Annotated in this window: 10 protein-coding genes and 1 pseudogene; 4 read left to right on the top strand and 7 right to left on the bottom strand. The window is 68.8% G+C overall.

The annotated features are described in order from the left end of the window. Positions 1-31: 31 nt before the first annotated feature. Together JD77_RS25530 and JD77_RS25525 are read right to left on the bottom strand one after the other, a co-directional pair. Complete coding sequence (locus JD77_RS25530) at positions 32-7,300, bottom strand: hypothetical protein (RefSeq protein ID WP_145776502.1); 7,269 nt, start codon at positions 7,298-7,300, stop codon at positions 32-34. 570 nt (positions 7,301-7,870) lie between these two features. Further along, positions 7,871-8,465 (bottom strand): annotated as a pseudogene (locus JD77_RS25525) (DUF4185 domain-containing protein); the annotation flags it as partial. 123 nt (positions 8,466-8,588) lie between these two features. Between JD77_RS25525 and JD77_RS25520 the strand changes: the two are divergent. Continuing rightward, on the top strand, positions 8,589-10,172 hold the full coding sequence (locus JD77_RS25520) for a metallophosphoesterase family protein (protein ID WP_211372672.1): 1,584 nt from the start codon (positions 8,589-8,591) through the stop codon (positions 10,170-10,172). Positions 10,173-10,243: 71 nt separating this feature from the next. Here the strand turns inward: JD77_RS25520 and JD77_RS25515 are convergent, their stop codons facing one another. Beyond that, a complete protein-coding gene (locus tag JD77_RS25515) occupies positions 10,244-10,483 on the bottom strand; it encodes a hypothetical protein (protein WP_145776500.1) in 240 nt (79 codons plus the stop codon). Positions 10,484-10,818: 335 nt separating this feature from the next. On the opposite strand from JD77_RS25515, the gene JD77_RS25510 reads away from it, so the two are divergent. The 3 genes from JD77_RS25510 (at position 10,819) to JD77_RS34110 (ending at position 13,201) form a co-directional block, all read left to right on the top strand. Further along, positions 10,819-11,352: an ABC transporter permease gene (locus tag JD77_RS25510; RefSeq protein WP_145776499.1), complete on the top strand. Its 534-nt coding sequence runs from the start codon at positions 10,819-10,821 to the stop codon at positions 11,350-11,352. A gap of 101 nt (positions 11,353-11,453) precedes the next feature. Next, positions 11,454-12,707: an ISL3 family transposase gene (locus JD77_RS25505; protein ID WP_145776498.1), complete on the top strand. Its 1,254-nt coding sequence runs from the start codon at positions 11,454-11,456 to the stop codon at positions 12,705-12,707. A gap of 209 nt (positions 12,708-12,916) precedes the next feature. Next, positions 12,917-13,201, top strand: a complete 285-nt coding sequence (locus JD77_RS34110; protein WP_342799693.1) for an ABC transporter permease subunit — start codon at positions 12,917-12,919, stop codon at positions 13,199-13,201. Here JD77_RS34110 and JD77_RS25495 read toward each other — a convergent pair. The 4 genes from JD77_RS25495 to mmsA all read right to left on the bottom strand — a co-directional run bounded on the left by JD77_RS25495 (position 13,143) and on the right by mmsA (position 17,864). Beyond that, the gene (locus tag JD77_RS25495) at positions 13,143-13,745 is read right to left on the bottom strand and encodes a class I SAM-dependent methyltransferase (protein ID WP_145776497.1); all 603 of its coding nucleotides are present in this window, start codon (positions 13,743-13,745) and stop codon (positions 13,143-13,145) included. The genes JD77_RS34110 and JD77_RS25495 overlap by 59 nt on opposite strands. Before the next feature lie 121 nt (positions 13,746-13,866). Next, a complete protein-coding gene (locus JD77_RS25490; protein ID WP_145776496.1) occupies positions 13,867-14,967 on the bottom strand; it encodes a substrate-binding domain-containing protein in 1,101 nt (366 codons plus the stop codon). A 51-nt stretch (positions 14,968-15,018) separates the two neighbouring features. Next, a complete protein-coding gene (gene mmsB / locus JD77_RS25485; protein ID WP_145776495.1) occupies positions 15,019-16,320 on the bottom strand; it encodes a multiple monosaccharide ABC transporter permease in 1,302 nt (433 codons plus the stop codon). Next, positions 16,317-17,864 carry a multiple monosaccharide ABC transporter ATP-binding protein gene (gene mmsA, locus JD77_RS25480; RefSeq protein WP_145776494.1) on the bottom strand — a complete coding sequence of 516 codons (1,548 nt, stop codon included), beginning with the start codon at positions 17,862-17,864 and terminating at the stop codon, positions 16,317-16,319. The genes mmsB and mmsA overlap by 4 nt, the downstream gene beginning before the upstream one ends. Positions 17,865-17,936: the final 72 nt, after the last annotated feature.

The following is a 17,936-nucleotide window of genomic DNA, read 5'->3' as shown; positions in this document are numbered from 1 at the left end:
CCCTAAGGCCCGTGAAACTCAAGAACTAAAACTAAAGCAGAAGGTGTAAATCAAATGGCAACTCAAGACCTTGACCCGTTCCGGGTGGCGGTGGAGGGAGCGGCGGCGCCGCCTCCCGCCAATATCTCCCGACCGATTCCTGGTCGATCAGTTTGCCGGATAGTGTGGCTACCTCCTTCTGGGTGTAGCGGTGGCCGTCGGGGGCGGGCTTACAGCCCTGTGCCCAGGCTTTCACCCATGCGGCCATCCCCGGCCCCAGCCTCCCCTGTTCGTCGGGGGTCAGGGATACCCGGTCGGGGAGTTCACCCTTTTCTTCCAGCGTCTTCAGGTATGCGCGGAGGGTGGCGGGCCCGTCCTTGCCGGGCCGCCAAGTGACCACGTGATCTGGTGGTGGGGGCAGCGACGGCGCCGCCTCCCACCAATAACTCCCGACCGATTGCCGGGTGATCAGTTTGCCGGATAGTGTGGCTACCTCATCCTGGGTGTAGCGGTGGCCGTCGGGGGCGGGCTTACAGCCCTGTGCCCAGGCTTTCACCCATGCGGCCATCCCCGGCCCCAGCCTCCCCTGTCTGTCGGGGGTCAGGGATACCCGGTCGGGGAGTTCACCCTTTTCTTCCAGCGTCTTCAGGTATGCGCGGAGGGTGGCGGGCCCGTCCTTGCCGGGCCGCCATGTGACCACGTGATCTGGTGGTGGGGGCAGCGGCGGCGCCGCCTCCCGCCAATATTTCCCGACCGATTTTTGGGTGATCAGTTTGCCGGATAGTTCGGCTACCTCATCCTGGGTGTAGGGGTGGCCGTCGGGGGCGGTCTTACCCTGTAGTCCCTGTGCCCAGGCTTTCACCCATGCGGCCATCCCCCGCCCCAAGTTTTTCTTTTTGGGCAGGGATGCCCCGTCGGGGAGTTCACCCTTTTCTTCCAGCGTCTTCAGGTATGCGCGGAGGGTGGCGGGCCCGTCCTTGCCGGGCTCCCATGTGACCACGTGATCTGGCGGTGGGGGCAGCGACGGCGCCGCCTCCCGCCAATAACTCCTGACCGATTTTTGGGTGATCAGTTTGCCGGATAGTTCGGCTACCTCATCCTCGGTGTAGGGGTGGCCGTCGGGGGCGGGCTTACCCTGTAGTCCCTGTGCCCAGGCTTTCACCCATGCGGCCATCCCCGGCCCCAGCCTCCCCTGTCTGTCGGGGGTCAGGGATACCCCGTCGGGGAGTTCACCCTTTTCTTCCAGCGTCTTCAGGTATGCGCGGAGGGTGGCGGGCCCGTCCTCGCCGGGCCCCCATGTGACCACGTGATCTGGCGGTGGGGGCAGCGACGGCGCCGCCTCCCGCCAATAATTCCCGACCGATGTCTTGTCGATCAGTTTGCCGGATAGTGTGGCTACCTCATCCTGGGTGTAGCGGTGGCCGTCGGGGGCGGGCTTACAGCCCTGTGCCCAGGCTTTCACCCATGCGCCCATCCCCGGCCCCAGCCTCCCCTGTCTGTCGGGGGTCAGGGATACCCCGTCGGGGAGTTCACCCTTTTCTCCCAGCCTCTTCAGGTATTCGCGGAGGGTGGCGGGCCCATCCGTGCCGGGCCGCCAAGTGACCACGTGATCTGGCGGTGGGGGCAGCGACGGCGCCGCCTCCCGCCAATAACTCCTGACCGATTCTTGGGTGATCAGTTTGCCGGATAGTTCGGCTACCTCATCCTGAGTGTAGCGGTGGCCGTCGGGGGCGGTCTTACCCTGTAGTCCCTGTGCCCAGGCTTTCACCCATGCGGCCATCCCCCGCCCCAACTTTTTCTTTTCAGGCAGGGATACCCCGTCGGGGAGTTCACCCTTTTCTTCCAGCCTCTTCAGGTATGCGCGGAAGGTTTGAGGCCCGTCCTTGCCGGGCCGCCAAGTGACCACGTGATCTGGCGGTTCTGGTAGTGGCGCCTTGGTGGTGGAGGCCGCTGGGGGCGGCTGTGGTGTGGGGTGCGGGGTTGCCGATTGGCCGGTACGGATCGGTATGGATTGCGTGTGCGGAGATGCCGGGCCGGACGTGATCTGAGTGTCGGGGTGGCCCAGTGCGACCATCCTGGGATACCCGGGTGCGAAACCATAGTTGTCGTGGAACCCCGACGCGGCCGAGGCCAGGGTGATGTTGACCTCGTACACCTCGGACATCAGGCGTAGCAGCGCCCCCTTGAGGTGGGGAACGGACGTCCCGCGCGTGTCCAGGGCCTGCCGCAGCCGGTGAACGTCCTCCGGGGACAGGCCGTTCGCTTCAGCGAAGTCGGTTCTGTCGATGATGAGGTCGAACTGCGCCTGCAGACTACGGCGCACATCCTCAGCTCCTGGCAGCCCCATCACGCTGGAGAATCGCGTGAACAACTGGTCCCACTCGTCTGACCGCGGCAGCTCGGCCGGCGCGGACGGTAACGGGACAGCAGCGGGAACAGCGGCGTTGTAGTGGTTGTAGTGGGTGGGGTTCGCCGGGTCGGCCGCAACGTAGTACAGGTCGACCCCCCGGCCGACCAGCGGCCCGAACACCGCCACCGGGCTCACCCCCCGCCCCGTGCGCTGCCAAACGGTGATCCGGCTACCGGTGGCGTGGGCCAGCAACGGCAGCAGGAACTCCCCACCCGGCCCCGCCCACCGGCCGCCCCAATCGGCCACCGTGTCGACGACCTCGGCAAACTCGTCCGCCTCGAGCGGCCCGTCAGACGTGCTCAACACGTGGACCAGATAGTCACGGGCCTGCTCCGGCGCCAACAACGCCACCGGGAAACCCCGGCCACGCCCGTTGACGAAGTCCAACTGCTCCTGCGGCACATCCGTCACCGCGCCTGGATTTTGCTTTAACCCGATCAACTCTGCACGCGCCTCGTCATACCGCTGCCTGATCCGCGCCGCATCCAGGAAAGCCGCCTCGGTGACAACACCGCCCCCCGAAACGCCCTGGTCGCCGACACGTTCCATCAGCCGCGCCAACACCTGCTCATCGCTGAGCTCCCGCACCTGCCGCAACGGCTCCCCCTGCGGCAGATGCCGCCGCTGCACCACCACATCGGCCGGCAACCCCCCGAAACGGGTGTCCAGGTACGACACGACATGGGCCTGCAACAACTCGTTCACCCGCGCCAGCTCAGACCCGGCCGGCACCGCACCAGCCATCCGCCCCACACTGACGCGCACCCGCTCAGGACCGGACAGCCACTCATACAGATCCGCCGGCAGCACCCCTGCCTGCGCCAACACGTCCCGCACCCACACCGGATCAGCGACAACGAACGCCGACAACACGCAATACCCATCAGCCGGCACCGCGAACTCCAACACCGGCCGGCCAACCCCATCCACACCATTTAGATCCAGAACCAGATCCGGGTCCAGAACAAGATTCGGGTCCAGGTCCAGGTCCAGATCCGGGTCCAGAACCAGATCCGGGTCCGGCATCGATAGATCCTGGGTGAATGCCGGGTTAAGAAGCGCCGGGTCAAGAGAAGACAGGTTGTGATCTTCCGTATCCCGATCGTCCGGCGCGGTCACGTCGTCCCCCACCACCGACGACGCCCACGCGACATCCACCTCCGGCACAACCCCAGACGGCGGGTACAAAGAATCGACCTGTTCGGTGCCGTCCGGTGGCGTCCACCCCCAGCCGGGCGGCAGCGCCGACAGTTCCACCCCTCCCGGACCTAGACCCACACCCAGGTCCAGGTCCAGGTCCAGGTACGGCATCCACAGATCCTCCACGAATGCCGGGTCAAGAAGTCTCGGGTCAAGATGAAACGGGTCGTGGTCTCCCGCATCCCGCTGTTGCGGGACCGCCACGGTCGCGTTGTCCCCCACCCCCAACGGCACCCACGCGACATCCACCCCTGGCATTCCGGACAGCGGGGACTGGACCTGCTCGGTGTCCTGCAGCGGCCCCCACTCGACGAGCTTTGGTGTGTCCAGATCCATCCCATCCAGATCCGGGTCCCACACGTTCAGGAATTCCTGATCACCAGACGCCAGGCCAGGACCAGGCGGATCGCCGTTGCCCGCTGGACCGGATGGCAGTCCGCCGCTTGAAGAGTCGGCCGGGTCGGTGGAGGTGGTGAACATCGCGTGGGACGGGCCGCGCGGCGGGCTGGTGGAGGCCAGCAGGAACGCGCTGGTGTCGGTGCCGGTGCCGGTGCCGGTCGTGGTTGTCGGTTGCGGATGGCCGGTGATCTGGCCGAGCAGGTCGGTGATGGTGGCGGGCCGACCGTTCCCGTCGAACGCGGCCACCCGGGTGCTGGATGCGAACAGGTGTCGCAGCCACGGATCACGTATCGGGTCGTCCGGCTCGGGCCGGTCGGCGGCGTCGGGCAGCAGAGGGTCCCGCACCCGGATCCTCGGCGGCCCGGATCTTTGTGGCTGGCTGTGGAGGGCGAACACGTGCTGCGGTTCGTTCGGTGGCGCGGCCCTGACCACCACCATCGACCCCGGCACCGCCCGCAACGCGGCCAGCACGTCCCCTCCCGCGACCCCGTCCGGGTGGGCGACACGCTCGGGCACCGTGTCGAGGATCTCCATCAGTTGCGGCCAGCCCATGGTGGGCGCGAGCCGGCCGTCCGGTCCGATGATCCGGTCGTCGAACACCGCCCGGTTACCCAACCGCTTGTACACGGTGTGGAACACATCGAGAGTGGCCGCCACGCACCACCACAGGTCACCGCTGCCGGCACGCGCCTGCTCCGCAGCGGCCCAGTTAGCGACCCGCTGCCCGGACTCGAACATCCCGACGGCCTGCCCAGTTGCCGCAACGGCCTGCCCAGTTGCCGCAACGGCCTGCCCGGTTGCCGCGACAGCAGGCTCGCCGTGTCTGCCGGGGCCGCCACTGACCGGTTCATCCCGCGACGAATCCGCGTCGCTGAGACCGTGCTTACCCGGCACCCCACCAAGCGACTCGTCCGGCGAGGACACGTCACTGATCGACATTGTGTCGCTGGTGTCGAGGTTGCTGAACACGTCATCGCTGGCGACAGACATGTCACTGTCACTGTCACGGCCGCTGGCGTTGGCGTTGGCGGTGGCGTTGTGGTGGATCGGCGTGTCATCGGCGCGGGAGGCAGCGCCAGCCGGCACCATGCTACGGGCGCCGGCCGCCTCCGGTGTCCCAGCCGTGCCGGGCGTGCCCGGCGTGCCCGGCGTGCCGGGGGTGGCGCTGCCGGCGGCCTGGGTGAGGACCTGGTGGTATCCGTTGACCCAGTCCCGTTGGAAGGATTCGGCGAGGGGGTCATGGCGGGCCGGCTTGACGCCGTACTGGTGGGCCAGGCCGGTAAACTGCTCTACTGCCTGGCTGGTCGCTGCTGCGGTGTGCTGCTCGGGCCTTATCGGCACGGTCGGCGCGCCGGCGCGCCCGCTTTCTGCAACGCCGACGGTAGCCCAGTTGGCGGCCGGTGCGGGGGCGCCGGGAACGGCCGCGGCCGAGAAACGGGCGGGCAGGTCGAAGACCGCCTGCCGGACCGCATCCGCCACGGCGCTCACCTGCGCGGCGTCGGGACCGGCCACCACAGCGGGCAGCACTGCGGGCAGTGCGGAGGTACCGAGGATCGCATTGAGGCTTCGGTCCACCCGGTCCCGCACGGCGCTCTTGACCGCCTCGATCGCGGCGGCGGACGGCACCGCCGCCCCGGCACCTGCCGGCACGCCGGCACCTGTCGGCGTGCCAACGGCCCACGACGTGCCAGCGGCCGTCGGTAGGCCGGCGGCGAGGTACCGGTCGATGTGGTGTTGGACGGCCAGGTGCGCGATCGCGCGCAACGCCTCCAGGTCGAACGCCGCCGGCAGCGCGGCGATCACCTGCTGCGCCCGCACCTCGGCCGGGAACTGCTCACCCGCGGACGCCAACGCCTCGGCCATCCGGGCCACCGCCCGCTCCCGGACACCCGCCAGATACCCCTCAGTGAGCGCGGCAGCGGGCAGACCGACCGCGGACAGGAAACCCGCAACAGCCCGATCACCCCGCCGGGCGTCGACCCACCCGCCGAAAACCCCCTCGACCGGCACGGCAAGCGCGGCCATGCTCTTGCCCGCCCGAGCCACCCCGGCCAGCAACCCACCGTAACGATCCACCAGATCCTGCTGGAACCGATGCCACCGCTCCACCACCGGCCCACCCGCTGCCACAACCCACTCCGGCACCGGCGCAACCGGCACCGACAGGCTCGGCACCGACCACGACGGCACCGACAGGTCCACGTGCGGCGCGGGCAGGTCCAGACTCGGCGCGGACAGGTTCGAAGCCGGCAGCGGCGGCAGGGTGGGCGGCGGGGTGGACGGCGCGGCCTGCCCGCCGGTCACCACAGCCGTAGGATCGTCGACCCCGCTCTGGTAGCCCGTGGACGGGTCCACACCAACCGGTGTCGCCCCCACCGGCAGGACCGGCTTCCCGTCCGGCGTGAACGCGAGGCGAGGCATCTGCACCCGGGGCTGCATCATGGCGCGATTCACGACGAGCCCGAGCCCGCTCGCGGCCGACCCGCCCGCCCCCGACAGCGCCCCGGACAGAAGATCGGCACCGAGATTGCCGGGGTCCCAGTACCCATCGACCATCAAGCTGGCACCGATACCGAACAGCCCCTCCGTGCCGGTCTCCAACACCGGCCGCGTCAACAGATCGGTCAACAGCATCTTGGTGCTGTCCGACAGGCCGAGTTTGCCGACCGCGCCCGCGACAGCACCAGCGGCCTTGCCCAACGCCGGCCCGCCCACCGTGCCCAGGAACGCCACCGCCCCCGCGTACGCCGCCTGCTTACCGACCGCCGACCAGTTCACCCCCGACTGCAAACCATCGGTCATCATCGACACCTGCGCCAACAGCGCAGAACCCGGCATCGTCAGCATCTGCATCGCCGTGCTACTCGCCGCCGACCGCACCAACGCCGAACGCAGGACCACCTGAATGATCGTCCGCGCCTGGGCGACGTGCGCCGCCGCCCCCACCGGATTCCAGAACCACATCGCGGCCGCGGCGGCGAACTCGGCCTGCATGAAGGAGAACATCGCCACCGTCGTACGCTTGCCGGTCTCCGTCTCCAGGAAGAACTTCTTCTCCGCCTCCACCACGGCGAGCATCAGATCGGCCGTCTCGGCCATCTTCCCCACGAACGGAACGGTCTGCGCCACGAACCGGTCGAAGGCCTCACCCTCCCCCGCCTGCCGGACCGCCCTGATCGTCTGCTCCAGCAACGGACCCAGCACCGTACGCACCCGATACGCCAGCATCTCCAGCGTGCCGATGTCATCCCACAACAACGGCAGCCCCGCCCGGGACACCCGCACCCCGGTGAACCCTTCCAAAACCCGCAACGAACTCTCACTGAGCTCAACAGTCGAAAAAGCGGCGGCGGCGACCAACGCGCAACGCTCCCTCCCCGCCCCCGAACCAAGGGCACCCAGCGTGGATCAGCCAGCCGCGCAGACCGCCCACCCCAGCCCCGACCACCTCCTCGGCGATGACCTCGGCACCGTCGCCCGCCCGGCGGCCGAGACCCCAACACCTCGCCCCACGATGCGACCGACGCCCTCCACCACCACCGACGGTGTTGACCGCCGAGAGCTACGCACCATCACCGTAGAGTGACGGTAGTCGACATCGGCGACGCGAGCCATCCCGCCCACACGTGGGCCACCACACATCCGCACCCCGCGCCGGGCCGGCGTGTCACGCGAGAACTGGCTCCATGCGATTCACGGTCAGGAGTCCCTCCTGCCGTGACCGAGCTGATCCACCTCGGCTTGCGATCACGCGCGGCTTGCCTTGAGGTTCCCCCGGTAGCTCGACGACTACGCCGCCTCGACACCTCTTCGTCGAGCATTGCCAGGCGCCACGAGGCCAGCATTCGGACAGTTCTGATATCCCACATCGCCAGCACACTTCAGCGGCATACGGATGAAGTCGTTGCCGTTGTCGGAGTACGCCAGGCCGGCGTAGCGGGACTTCCAGTGCGGCCCGGCGGGGCCGGCGGAGTTCCAGTTCTCGATGCTCATGTACGAGATGAGCTGCCGTCCGGTCTCGGGAAAGCTGATCCCGTCGTTGGGGATGACCGTGACCTCCCAGGCCGTCGATGCCGATGCCGTTGTGGCCGTTGTGCATCAGCTCGGGGGCGCGGCCGTTGCCGGCGACGCGGGCGGCGCTGTCGAAGACGATCCCGCCCGCGGAGTTCGGATGCAGGTACGAGCGCAGCATGACCGGTGAACGCCAGTCGTTGGGCAGCGGCGGCCTCTCGGGCCAGGGGGTGTTGAAGGTGTCGCCGAACAGGTAGCCGATGGAGCCGTTCTCCAGCACGTAGGGGATGCCGAGGTCGGTGCCGGCGACCTGCCAGCGGCTGTTGGTCTCCAGGTCGGCGCCGGTGAGGCGCTTGCGCCAGGTGGCGGCCCGCGCCTCGCCGGGCAGGGCCAGGGTCGACGCGGTCGCCGTGGCCACGCCGGCTGCCGCGACCCTGCCGAGGAACCCGCGGCGGTCGAGTGCCATTCGGGTCACTCCCCTTCCGGGCGCCACGCCACATCAACACATATAGATAGTCATGAGTGGATGAACCGTACGGCCGGCACCGGACCGTGTCAAGCGCTCCGGGCTGCCCGCATACTCTGTGCCGTGACGTTGCCCTGCGAGCCGTATCTGCTCGACCCGCGGCCCGACGGGGTCCACGTGCTGTGGCACACCGAGCAGCCCGGCAGGTGCCAGGTCGCCCTGGTCGGCGCCGGGGTGCCGCGAATGACCGAGCAGGAGGCGTACGCCGCCGCCACCGGCCCCGCCGACACCGGCCCGGGCTGGCGGCGATTCCCCGCCGAGACCCGCCCGCTGTCGCGCACCCGGGAGGACGCCGCGTCGTCCGTGCCCGGCCGGACGTACGCCGGGGTGACCCGCCGCCCGGTGCACCGGCACCTGGCCACCGTCGGTGGGCTGCCGGCCCGACGCACGCCGTACCGGGTCGTGTCGGTCGACGACGACGGCCGGGCGGCCGTCACCGCCGCCTACAGCCTCGCGCCGGCCGTCCCGCCGGGGCGGCCGGCGCGGCTGCTGCTGACCAGCGACCACCAGCTCATGCCGATGGTCCCGGCGAACCTGACCAAGGTCGGCGAGACCGCCGGCGCCCCGCTCGACGGGGTGCTGATGGCCGGGGACATGGTCAACGTCCCGGACCGGGCCAGCGACTGGTTCGACAACGCCCGCCGGCCGGCGTTCTTCGCAGCCTTCGCCGGCCGGGTGGCCGGGCGCTGGCCGGGCGCGTCGATCCTGCCGCACACCCCGCTCTACCCGGCCATCGGCAACCACGAGGTGATGGGACGCTGGTCGGCGACCGCCTCGCTGGAGGAGCAGTTCAACGACCCGCAGCCCGGCGCCTGGGACGTCACCACCTACGAGGAGTTGTTCCCGGTGCCGCGCAGCGACGCGGGCGGGCCGCGCTGGTGGTCGCGGACCATCGGCGACGTCCACCTGACGACCCTGTTCGCCACGTCGATCTGGCGGACGCCGAAGCCCACCGGACGGGGCAAATTCCAGGAGGCCGCCGGGGACGTCGACCGCCCGGAGCGCTGGGGGCACGGCCAGTTCATCTTCGAGCCGGTCGCCCGCGGCTCGGCCCAGTACCGCTGGCTCGCCGACGAACTCGCCTCCCCCGCGGCGCGGGCCGCCCGGTACCGGGTGGTGATGTTCCACCACCCGAGCCACGGGCTCGGTCACCACTCCGCCCCGCCGTTCACCGACCCGGTGCCGACGATCCGGCCCGACGGGATCACCTACCACTACCCGGCCGCCGACGACCACATCCTGCGCGACGTCGAGCCGCTGCTCGACGCCGCCGGGGTCCACCTGGTCCTCAACGGACACTCGCACGTGTGGAACCGATTCCGCAACGCGGCCGGCGTGCACTGGCTGGAGACGTCCAACGTCGGCAACAGCTACGGCGCCTACGACGTGACGTCCGGCCGGTCGCGGGAACTGCCGGACGGGTACGTCCAGCAGGGCGACCCCGGCGGCCTGGCCCCGATCGTGCCCACCGTCGCGCCGCTGACCGGGCCCGACGGCGCCGTTCTGCCGTACGTGGCGAGCAACGACATCACCGTCTTCACGCTGCTGGACACCGCCGACGGGATGGTCCGGTCGTACCGCTTCGACACCGTCGACCCGGACGCCGAGGTGGTCCTGTTCGACGAGTTTCCCCTCGACGGGGCGTGACCCCCGCCATTCTCTGAAGGGGATACGGGCCCGCGCCCCGCGCGTGCGGCGTGGCACGCCCGGTCACCGCGTCAGATCCCGGGCCAGGAGATCGGGCCGGTGTTGTTCGGCGGGGTGACCCCCGCGATCTCGTCGACGTCCGTGACGCCGTCCCCGTCACTGTCGTGCGACTCGTCCAGGACGAGCAGGCAGACGCGGTGCTCGCAGACCCCACGGCGGTTGCCCTCTTCCGCCGACGCGGCACCCGCCCCCGTACCGATCAGGCCGACCGAGAGACCGATGGCTCCCGCGGCCGCAATGAACTTTCGCATGGGCGGAAAGCTAGATCACCAAAACGTGATAGCCAGCGAGAGCCAGATTCGTGACAGTGGGCGGTGTTCGGCTCACAGCAGACGCCGGCACACGCATCGTGGCTGCTCAAAGCTTCTGGGACGGTGCTCGGCGGGCCCGTCACGTCCACACCGGTCCTGCGAAAGATCCGCCCACGGGTTGAGTCCCGGGTCAACCCGCGGGTCGACCGCCCACTCAGGCCCGTGGTGGACGACGGTCCGGCATCGGATGACAACCGGCAGCCCGGGCCAGCCCGTCCTGTTCGGTATGGAGTTTCGGGCCTCGCCCGCCGTCGATCTGCACCGGAGGACCCGCAATGAGTGACCCTGGTACGCCGCTGGTCAGCACCCCGTATCTCGAGCGGCCGAGCGAGACCGAAACGCCGGACGCCCGGACGCCGGCCGGGGCGCAGCTGCAGGAGAAGCCACGCGGTCTGCTCGGCGACGCGTGGCATGATCTACGTCGCAACCCACTGTTTTGGATCTCGGCCACGCTCATCGTGCTCTTCGTGGTGATGGCCGCGTTTCCGTCCCTGTTCACCTCCGGTGACCCGGCCAACGGGGTGCTCTCCCGCAGCAGGGTGGGACCGTCGGCCGAGGGCTGGTTCGGCTACGACCTGCAGGGCCGCGACGTTTACGCGCCTACCGTCTACGGTGCCCGCGCCTCGATCGTGGTGGCCCTGCTCTCCACCATTGGCACTCTGCTGATCGGTGGCGCGCTGGGCATCATCACCGGCTACCGGGGCGGCTGGATCGACAGCCTGCTCTCCCGGATCGCGGACATCTTCTTCGGCCTACCGTTCATGCTCGGCGCGCTCGTCATCCTGACCACCTTTAACGGGCTCTTGTGATGTTCTCGTGGGTGGGTTGACGCCCTGATCAACAGGGCACGCCGTGTCCCGTCTAGGTTTCTGGCTTGTCGAAGGTCAGAAACTGAAGATTGGGAAACGGCGTGCGTTTGACCAGGGTATTGCATCGACAGGCAGGGCTGGAACGGGCCGCCGTCGAGGGCGTGCGCCTCGATGACGACACCGACGGTGAGGTCTTGGTGATCTCTGCCCGGCCGCGCAAGGGCGCGGCGCGTCGCTGCGGGCGCTGCCGGGCTCGCGCGCCGTGGTACGACCGCGGCTGGGGCAGGCGGCGGTGGCGGCACCTGGACTTCGGCACGCTGCGGGTGGTCATCGAGGCCGCCGTGCCTCGGGTCGACTGTGCCGAGCACGGGCCGACGGTGATCGCGGTGCCGTGGGCGCGTCACGGTGCCCGGTTCACCACGGCGTTCGAGGACACCGCGGCGTGGCTGGCCGCGCGCACGTCCGCGTCGGCGGTGACCGGGCTGCTACGCATCGCCTGGCGCAGCGTGGTCGCCATCGTCGGCCGGGTCGTCGACGCTGCCGCCGCCGGCACCGATCGACTGGCCGGACTCAAACGGATCGGTATCGACGAGGTCGCCTACCGCAAGGGCCAGCGCTACCTGACCCTGGTCGTCGATCACGACACCGGCCGCCTGGTGTGGGCCGCCGACGGGCGGGACAAGGCCACCGTCGCCGCGTTCTTCGACGAACTGGGCGCGCAGCGGGCCGCGGCGCTGACCCACGTGTCGGCCGACGCCGCCGCCTGGATCGGTGACGTGGTGGCCGAGCGGGCGCCGCAGGCGGTCCGCTGCCTTGACCCCTATCACCTGGTCGCCTGGGTCACCGACGCCCTCGACGAGGTACGCCGGGCGGTGTGGAACACCGCCCGTGGCGGCAAAGGCGGCCGCACCGAGGCGTCCAAGACCCTCAAAGACGCCCGGTGGGCGCTGTGGAAGAACCCGCCGAACCTGACCGACAAGCAGAAGGCGACCCTGGCCACGATCCAGGCCACCAACCGGCCGCTGTACCGGGCGTACCTGCTCAAGGAACAGTTCCGGGAGATCATCGCGGTCAAGGGCGCCGACGGCAGGCTCCTGCTACAGGCGTGGCTACGCTGGGCGAGCCGGTCGAAACTGGCCCCGTTCGTCAAGCTGGCCAAGACGATCCGCCGTCACCTGCCCGCGATCCACAACATGCTCGACAGCGGACTGTCCAACGCCCGCATCGAGGCCAACAACGTCCACCTGCGCGTGCTGACCCGCCAGGCCTACGGCTACCACAGCGCCAAAGCGTTGATCACCATGGCCAACCTCCGCCGCGGCGGCCTCTGCCCACCACTACCCGGACGATCATGAACCCGACCCACGAGAACGGCAGTAGACCCCTTTAACGGCGCCGACAGGGGCAACGGCGAATACAAGATTATCGGCATCGTTGTCATGTCCCTGGTCGTGCTGAGCTGGCCGATCGTGATGCGGCTTATGCGCTCCTCGGTGCTGGCCACCAAGGAGGCCGACTACGTCCTCGTTGCCCGGGCGCTAGGCTAGGCGCCAGCGCCAGCCGGATCATTCTCAAGCACCTGCTGCCGAACTGCCTGGCGCCGCTGCTGATCTACGCGACGATCATGGTCGGTTCGTTCATCGGCGCCGAGGCGACCCTGGCCTTCCTGGGGATCGGGCTGAAGCAACCGGTCGTGTCCTGGGGCAGCTCGATCAGTGAGGGACAGCGATACATCCGGGACTCGCCCTACATACTCTTCCTCCCCTGCGCATTCCTCATCACCGCCGTGGTCAGCTTCGTGATGCCGGGCGAGGCGATCCGCGAAGCACTCGACCCGAAGCTGCGCTGAATTTCGGCGTGGACCACGTCAACGTGCGTACGTTTTCGGTGCCGCGTGGCCTCGCTACCCCGGTCCGCACGGCTTGCGCGCGCGTATCCCGAAGATGACGGGGGTCGGTGAAGTCGCCGACGAAGCACGGGTGCGCGCCGACGTGGGCGAACACGCCGCCCGGCCGCAGCACCCGGGCCACCTCGCGTACCGCTGCCGGGAGATCCGGCAGGTCGGTGTGCACCATGACGCCGACGGCCGCCGGCACCGAGCCGCCGGCGAGCGGTAGCCGGCCCGCGTCGGCACGTACGACCGGGAGCCGGGCGCGCGCGTGCGCGAGCATGCCGGCCGAGATATCGACGCCGATCGGGGTCCAGCAGGCTTCCCGGACATGTCCGGCGCGGACCCCGGTGCCGCAGCCGACTTCCAGACAGGCGCCGACGCCCGGACCGAGCAGATCGCGCGTCGTGCGGTTGATGCCGAGTACGTCCTTGCCGGTCCAGCGGCTGAGGAAGTCGTACTCGTACCAGTCGGCAATCGCGTCGTACGTCGGCTCCTCGGGCATACCGCGAACCATACATCGCCATCGATCGCTTTCACTCGGTCGCCGTCACCCGAGATGTCGAAGGGTCCCGGGGCGCGCGCACTCCGGGACCCTTCGGCCGGCAGCGATCAGCCGGCGGTGCTCACTTGGTGAGCGGCGCGAGCTTCGGGTCGTTCGCGTAGGCCTCGGCCGCGTTCGCCTTGGTGACGGCGAGCGGCGGCAGCAGGTACGTGTCGACGACCTTGGCGCCGTTGTTGTAGGACTTGGTGTCGTTCACCTCGGGGGTGTTGCCGGCCTGGAGGGCCTTGACCATGGCGATGGTCTGCTTCACCAGGTTCCGGGTGTCCTTGTTGATGGTCATGTACTGCTCGCCAGCCATGATCGACTTGACCGACTCGACCTCGGAGTCCTGCCCGGTCACGACCGGGATCGGCTTGCCGGCGCCCTTGATCGAGGTGATGATCGCGCGGGCGAGGGTGTCGTTCGGGGACAGGACGCCGTCCAGTTCCTTGTTGCCGTACGTCGAGGTCAGCAGCTGGTCCATGCGGGCCTGCGCGCCCTCGGCCTTCCAGCCCTGGATGGCGGTCTGCTTGACGTCGGTCTGCTTGGAGGCGACGACCACGTTGCCCTTGTCGATCTCCGGCTTGAGGACGTCCATCGCGCCGTTGAAGAAGACGCCGGCGTTGTTGTCGTCCGGCGAGCCGGAGAACAGCTCGATGTTGTACGGGCCGTTCGGCTTCTTGGCCTTCATGCCGTCCAGCAGGGCCTGGCCCTGGAGCTGGCCGACCTTGAAGTTGTCGAACGCGACGTAGTAGTCGAGGTCGGGGGTGTTCAGGATGAGCCGGTCGTAGGCGATGACCTTCACGCCGGCCGCGTGGGCCGCGGCGACCTGGGTCGACAGCTGCGCGGCGTCGGTCGCGCCGATGACGATGACCTTGGCACCCTTGGTGACCATGGCGGTGATCTGGGCCTGCTGGTCGGCGACCGTGGTCGACGCGCCCGCGTACTGCACGTCGCTCTGGAAGCCAGCCTCCTTCAGCCCGTTGACGAACAGGTCACCGGCGAGGACCCAGTTCTCGGAGGTCTTCGACGGCAGGGCCACACCGATCAAAGCGTTGGCCGCGAAGCCCTTGGTGTCGCCGTTGGAGCCACCGGACTCCTCGTTGCGGCCGGAGCCGCAGGCCGTCAGTGCGAGCGCGGCGATGGCGCCGATCGCCACCGACTTACCGAGCAGTTTGCGCATGGGGAGTGCTGCCCTTCTACGGAGGTGATACGGGGAATTGGCCGGTGCCCGTCAGCGGGCGGGCACCTTGGTCGGGACGTGCTCCTCCCCCGCCGTGGCCGGGGAGGTGGGTGTGCCGGAGCCGTCTCGGCGGAACGAGCGGGTGATGCTGCCGATGACGGAGAAACGTCCCTGGCGCTTGTTGTAGACGTCGAGTGCGACGGCCAGCAGCAGGACCAGGCCCTTGATGATCTGGACGCGGTCGGTGCCGACGCCCAGCAGTTGCAGGCCGTTGTTGAGCACGGCCATGACCAGACCACCCACGATGGATCCGCTGATGGTCCCGATGCCGCCGGAGACGGCCGCGCCGCCGATGAAGACCGCGGCGATCGCGTCCAGTTCCCAGCCGTTGCCGTCCTGCGGGCCGGACGCCGCCGAGCGGGCCACGAAGATCATGCCGGCCAGCGCGGCCAGGACCGACATGTTCATCATGACGAGGAAGTTGACCCGCCTGAGCTTGACGCCGGACAGCTCGGCGGCCCGGGAGTTGCCGCCCACCGCGTAGATGTGCCGGCCGCCGGCGGTGTTGCGGGTGTAGAAGGAGTACGCGAGGACCAGCGCCACCAGGATGATGCCGGAGACGGGGAAGCTGGTGCCGACCCGACCGCTGGCGAAGCGCAGCGAGACGAACACGATCACGCCGACCATCACGGCCATCCGCAGGATCGCGATCCACATCGGGGCCACGTCGGCGGCCATCTCGCGGCGCGTGCGGCGCGACCGCAGTTCCCGCCAGACCACGGCCGCGCAGCCGGCCAGGCCCAGCAGCAGCGTCAGGTTGTTGTAGCCCGTGTTCGGCCCGATCTCGGGCAGGAACCCGGAGCCGATCACCCGGAAGCCCTCGGGTACCGGGATGGTGTTCGCGTTGCCGATGAACTGGTTGCCGCCCCGGAACAGCAGCATGCCCGCCAGGGTGACGATGAACGCCGGCACCCCCATGTAGGCCACCCAGAAGCCCTGCCAGGCGCCGATCAGCGCGCCGATCGCCAGGCCGAAGAGGATGGCCACGGGCCACGGCAGCGACCACTCGAACATCGACTTGGCCACCAGGATGCCGGCGAACGCGGCGATCGAGCCGACCGACAGGTCGATGTGCCCGGCGACGATCACCATCAGCATGCCGATGGCCAGGATGAGGATGTACGAGTTCTGCTGGAACAGCGCGATCAGGTTGTCCGATCGCAGGGTCAGCCCGTCGGTCAGGATCTGGAACAGGACGACGATTGCCACCAGCGTGAAGACCATCCCGAACTGACGGGCGTTGGAGGTGGTGCCTCCGAACAGGTTCTTCCGAAGGTCCTTGATACGGCTCATCGTGTCTGCATCTTCTTCGTCGAGGTCATGTGCTTCATGAGGGTCTCCGGGTCCGCGTCGGACCGGGCGATCTCGCCCGTGATGGCGCCTTCGAACACGGTGTAGATGCGGTCGCAGAGCCCGATGAGCTCGGGCAGCTCCGAGGAGATGACGATGACGCCCTTCCCCTGGTCGGCGAGCCGCTGGATGATGCCGTAGATCTCGTACTTCGCGCCCACGTCGATGCCGCGGGTCGGCTCGTCGAGGATCAGCAGATCCGGGTCGGTGAACATCCACTTGGCGAGGACGACCTTCTGCTGGTTACCGCCGGAGAGTTTGGCGACTCCCTCGTCGACCGTAGGGGCCTTGGTCCGCAACTCGCGGCGGTACGCCTCTGCGGCCTGGTACTCCTTGACCTCGTCGAGGACGCCGTGGCGCGAGATCTTCGACAGCTTCGCGGCCACCGTGGACGTCTTGATGTCGTCGAGCAGGTTCAGGCCGATCGCCTTGCGGTCCTCGCTGACGTACGCGAGGCCGTGCGCGATGGCGTCCGCCACCGACTTCAGCACGATCCTCCTGCCGTCCTTGACGATCGTGCCCGACTCGTACACCCCGTAGGAGCGGCCGAAGACGCTCATCGCCAGTTCGGTGCGGCCGGCGCCCATCAGGCCGGCGAAGCCGACGATCTCGCCGCGGCGTACGGCGAAGCTCGCGTTCTTGCAGACCTGGCGCTCGGCGGAGATCGGATGCCGGACGTTCCAGTCGCGGACCTCGAAGAAGACCTCGCCGATCTTCGGAGTGTGGTCCGGGAAGCGGCTGCTCAGCTCGCGGCCGACCATCCCGCGCACGATCCGGTCCTCGTCGACGCCGTCGGCCTTGACGTCCAGCGTCTCGACCGTCCGGCCGTCGCGCAGGATGGTGATCTGGTCGGCGATCGCCTCGATCTCGTTCAGCTTGTGCGAAATCATGATCGAGGTGATGCCCTTGGACCGGAAGCCGCGCAGCAGGTCCAGCAGGTGCCGGGAGTCGGTCTCGTTCAGCGCGGCGGTCGGCTCGTCGAGGATGAGCAGCTTGACGTCCTTGGCGAACGCCTTGGCGATCTCCACCAACTGCTGCTTGCCGACGCCGATGTCCTTGACCAGGGTGTCCGGGTCCTCCCGCAGGCCCACCTGGGCCATCAGCTCCTGCGCCATCCGGTTCGCCGACTTCCAGTCGATCGCGCCGCGCCTGCGCGGCTCGTTGCCGAGGAAGATGTTCTCGGTGATCGACATGTGCGGGATGAGCGCGAGCTCCTGGTGGATGATCACGATGCCCGCGTGCTCGCTCGCCCGGATGTCCGAGAAGCGGGTCTCCGCGCCCTGGTAGACGATCTGGCCCTCGTAGGTCCCGTACGGGTAGACACCACTGAGGACCTTCATCAGGGTGGACTTGCCGGCACCGTTCTCGCCGCAGATCGCGTGGATCTCCCCGGCGCGCACCACGAGGTTGACGTCGGCGAGGGCCCTGACCCCGGGGAACTCCTTGGTGATGGACCGCATCTCCAGGAGGATCGGCACGTCGCTCATGGTTCGTACCACCTCGCCACCGTCATGGTGCCTCCGGATGGGATGACCTTCACTCGGTTTTGTTGCCGACGG

It is taken from the genome of Micromonospora olivasterospora, from assembly GCF_007830265.1.
GTDB lineage: Bacteria > Actinomycetota > Actinomycetes > Mycobacteriales > Micromonosporaceae > Micromonospora > Micromonospora olivasterospora.
The sequence above is the reverse complement of the archived record's forward strand: the minus strand, read 5'-3'. Positions and strand labels throughout refer to the sequence as shown.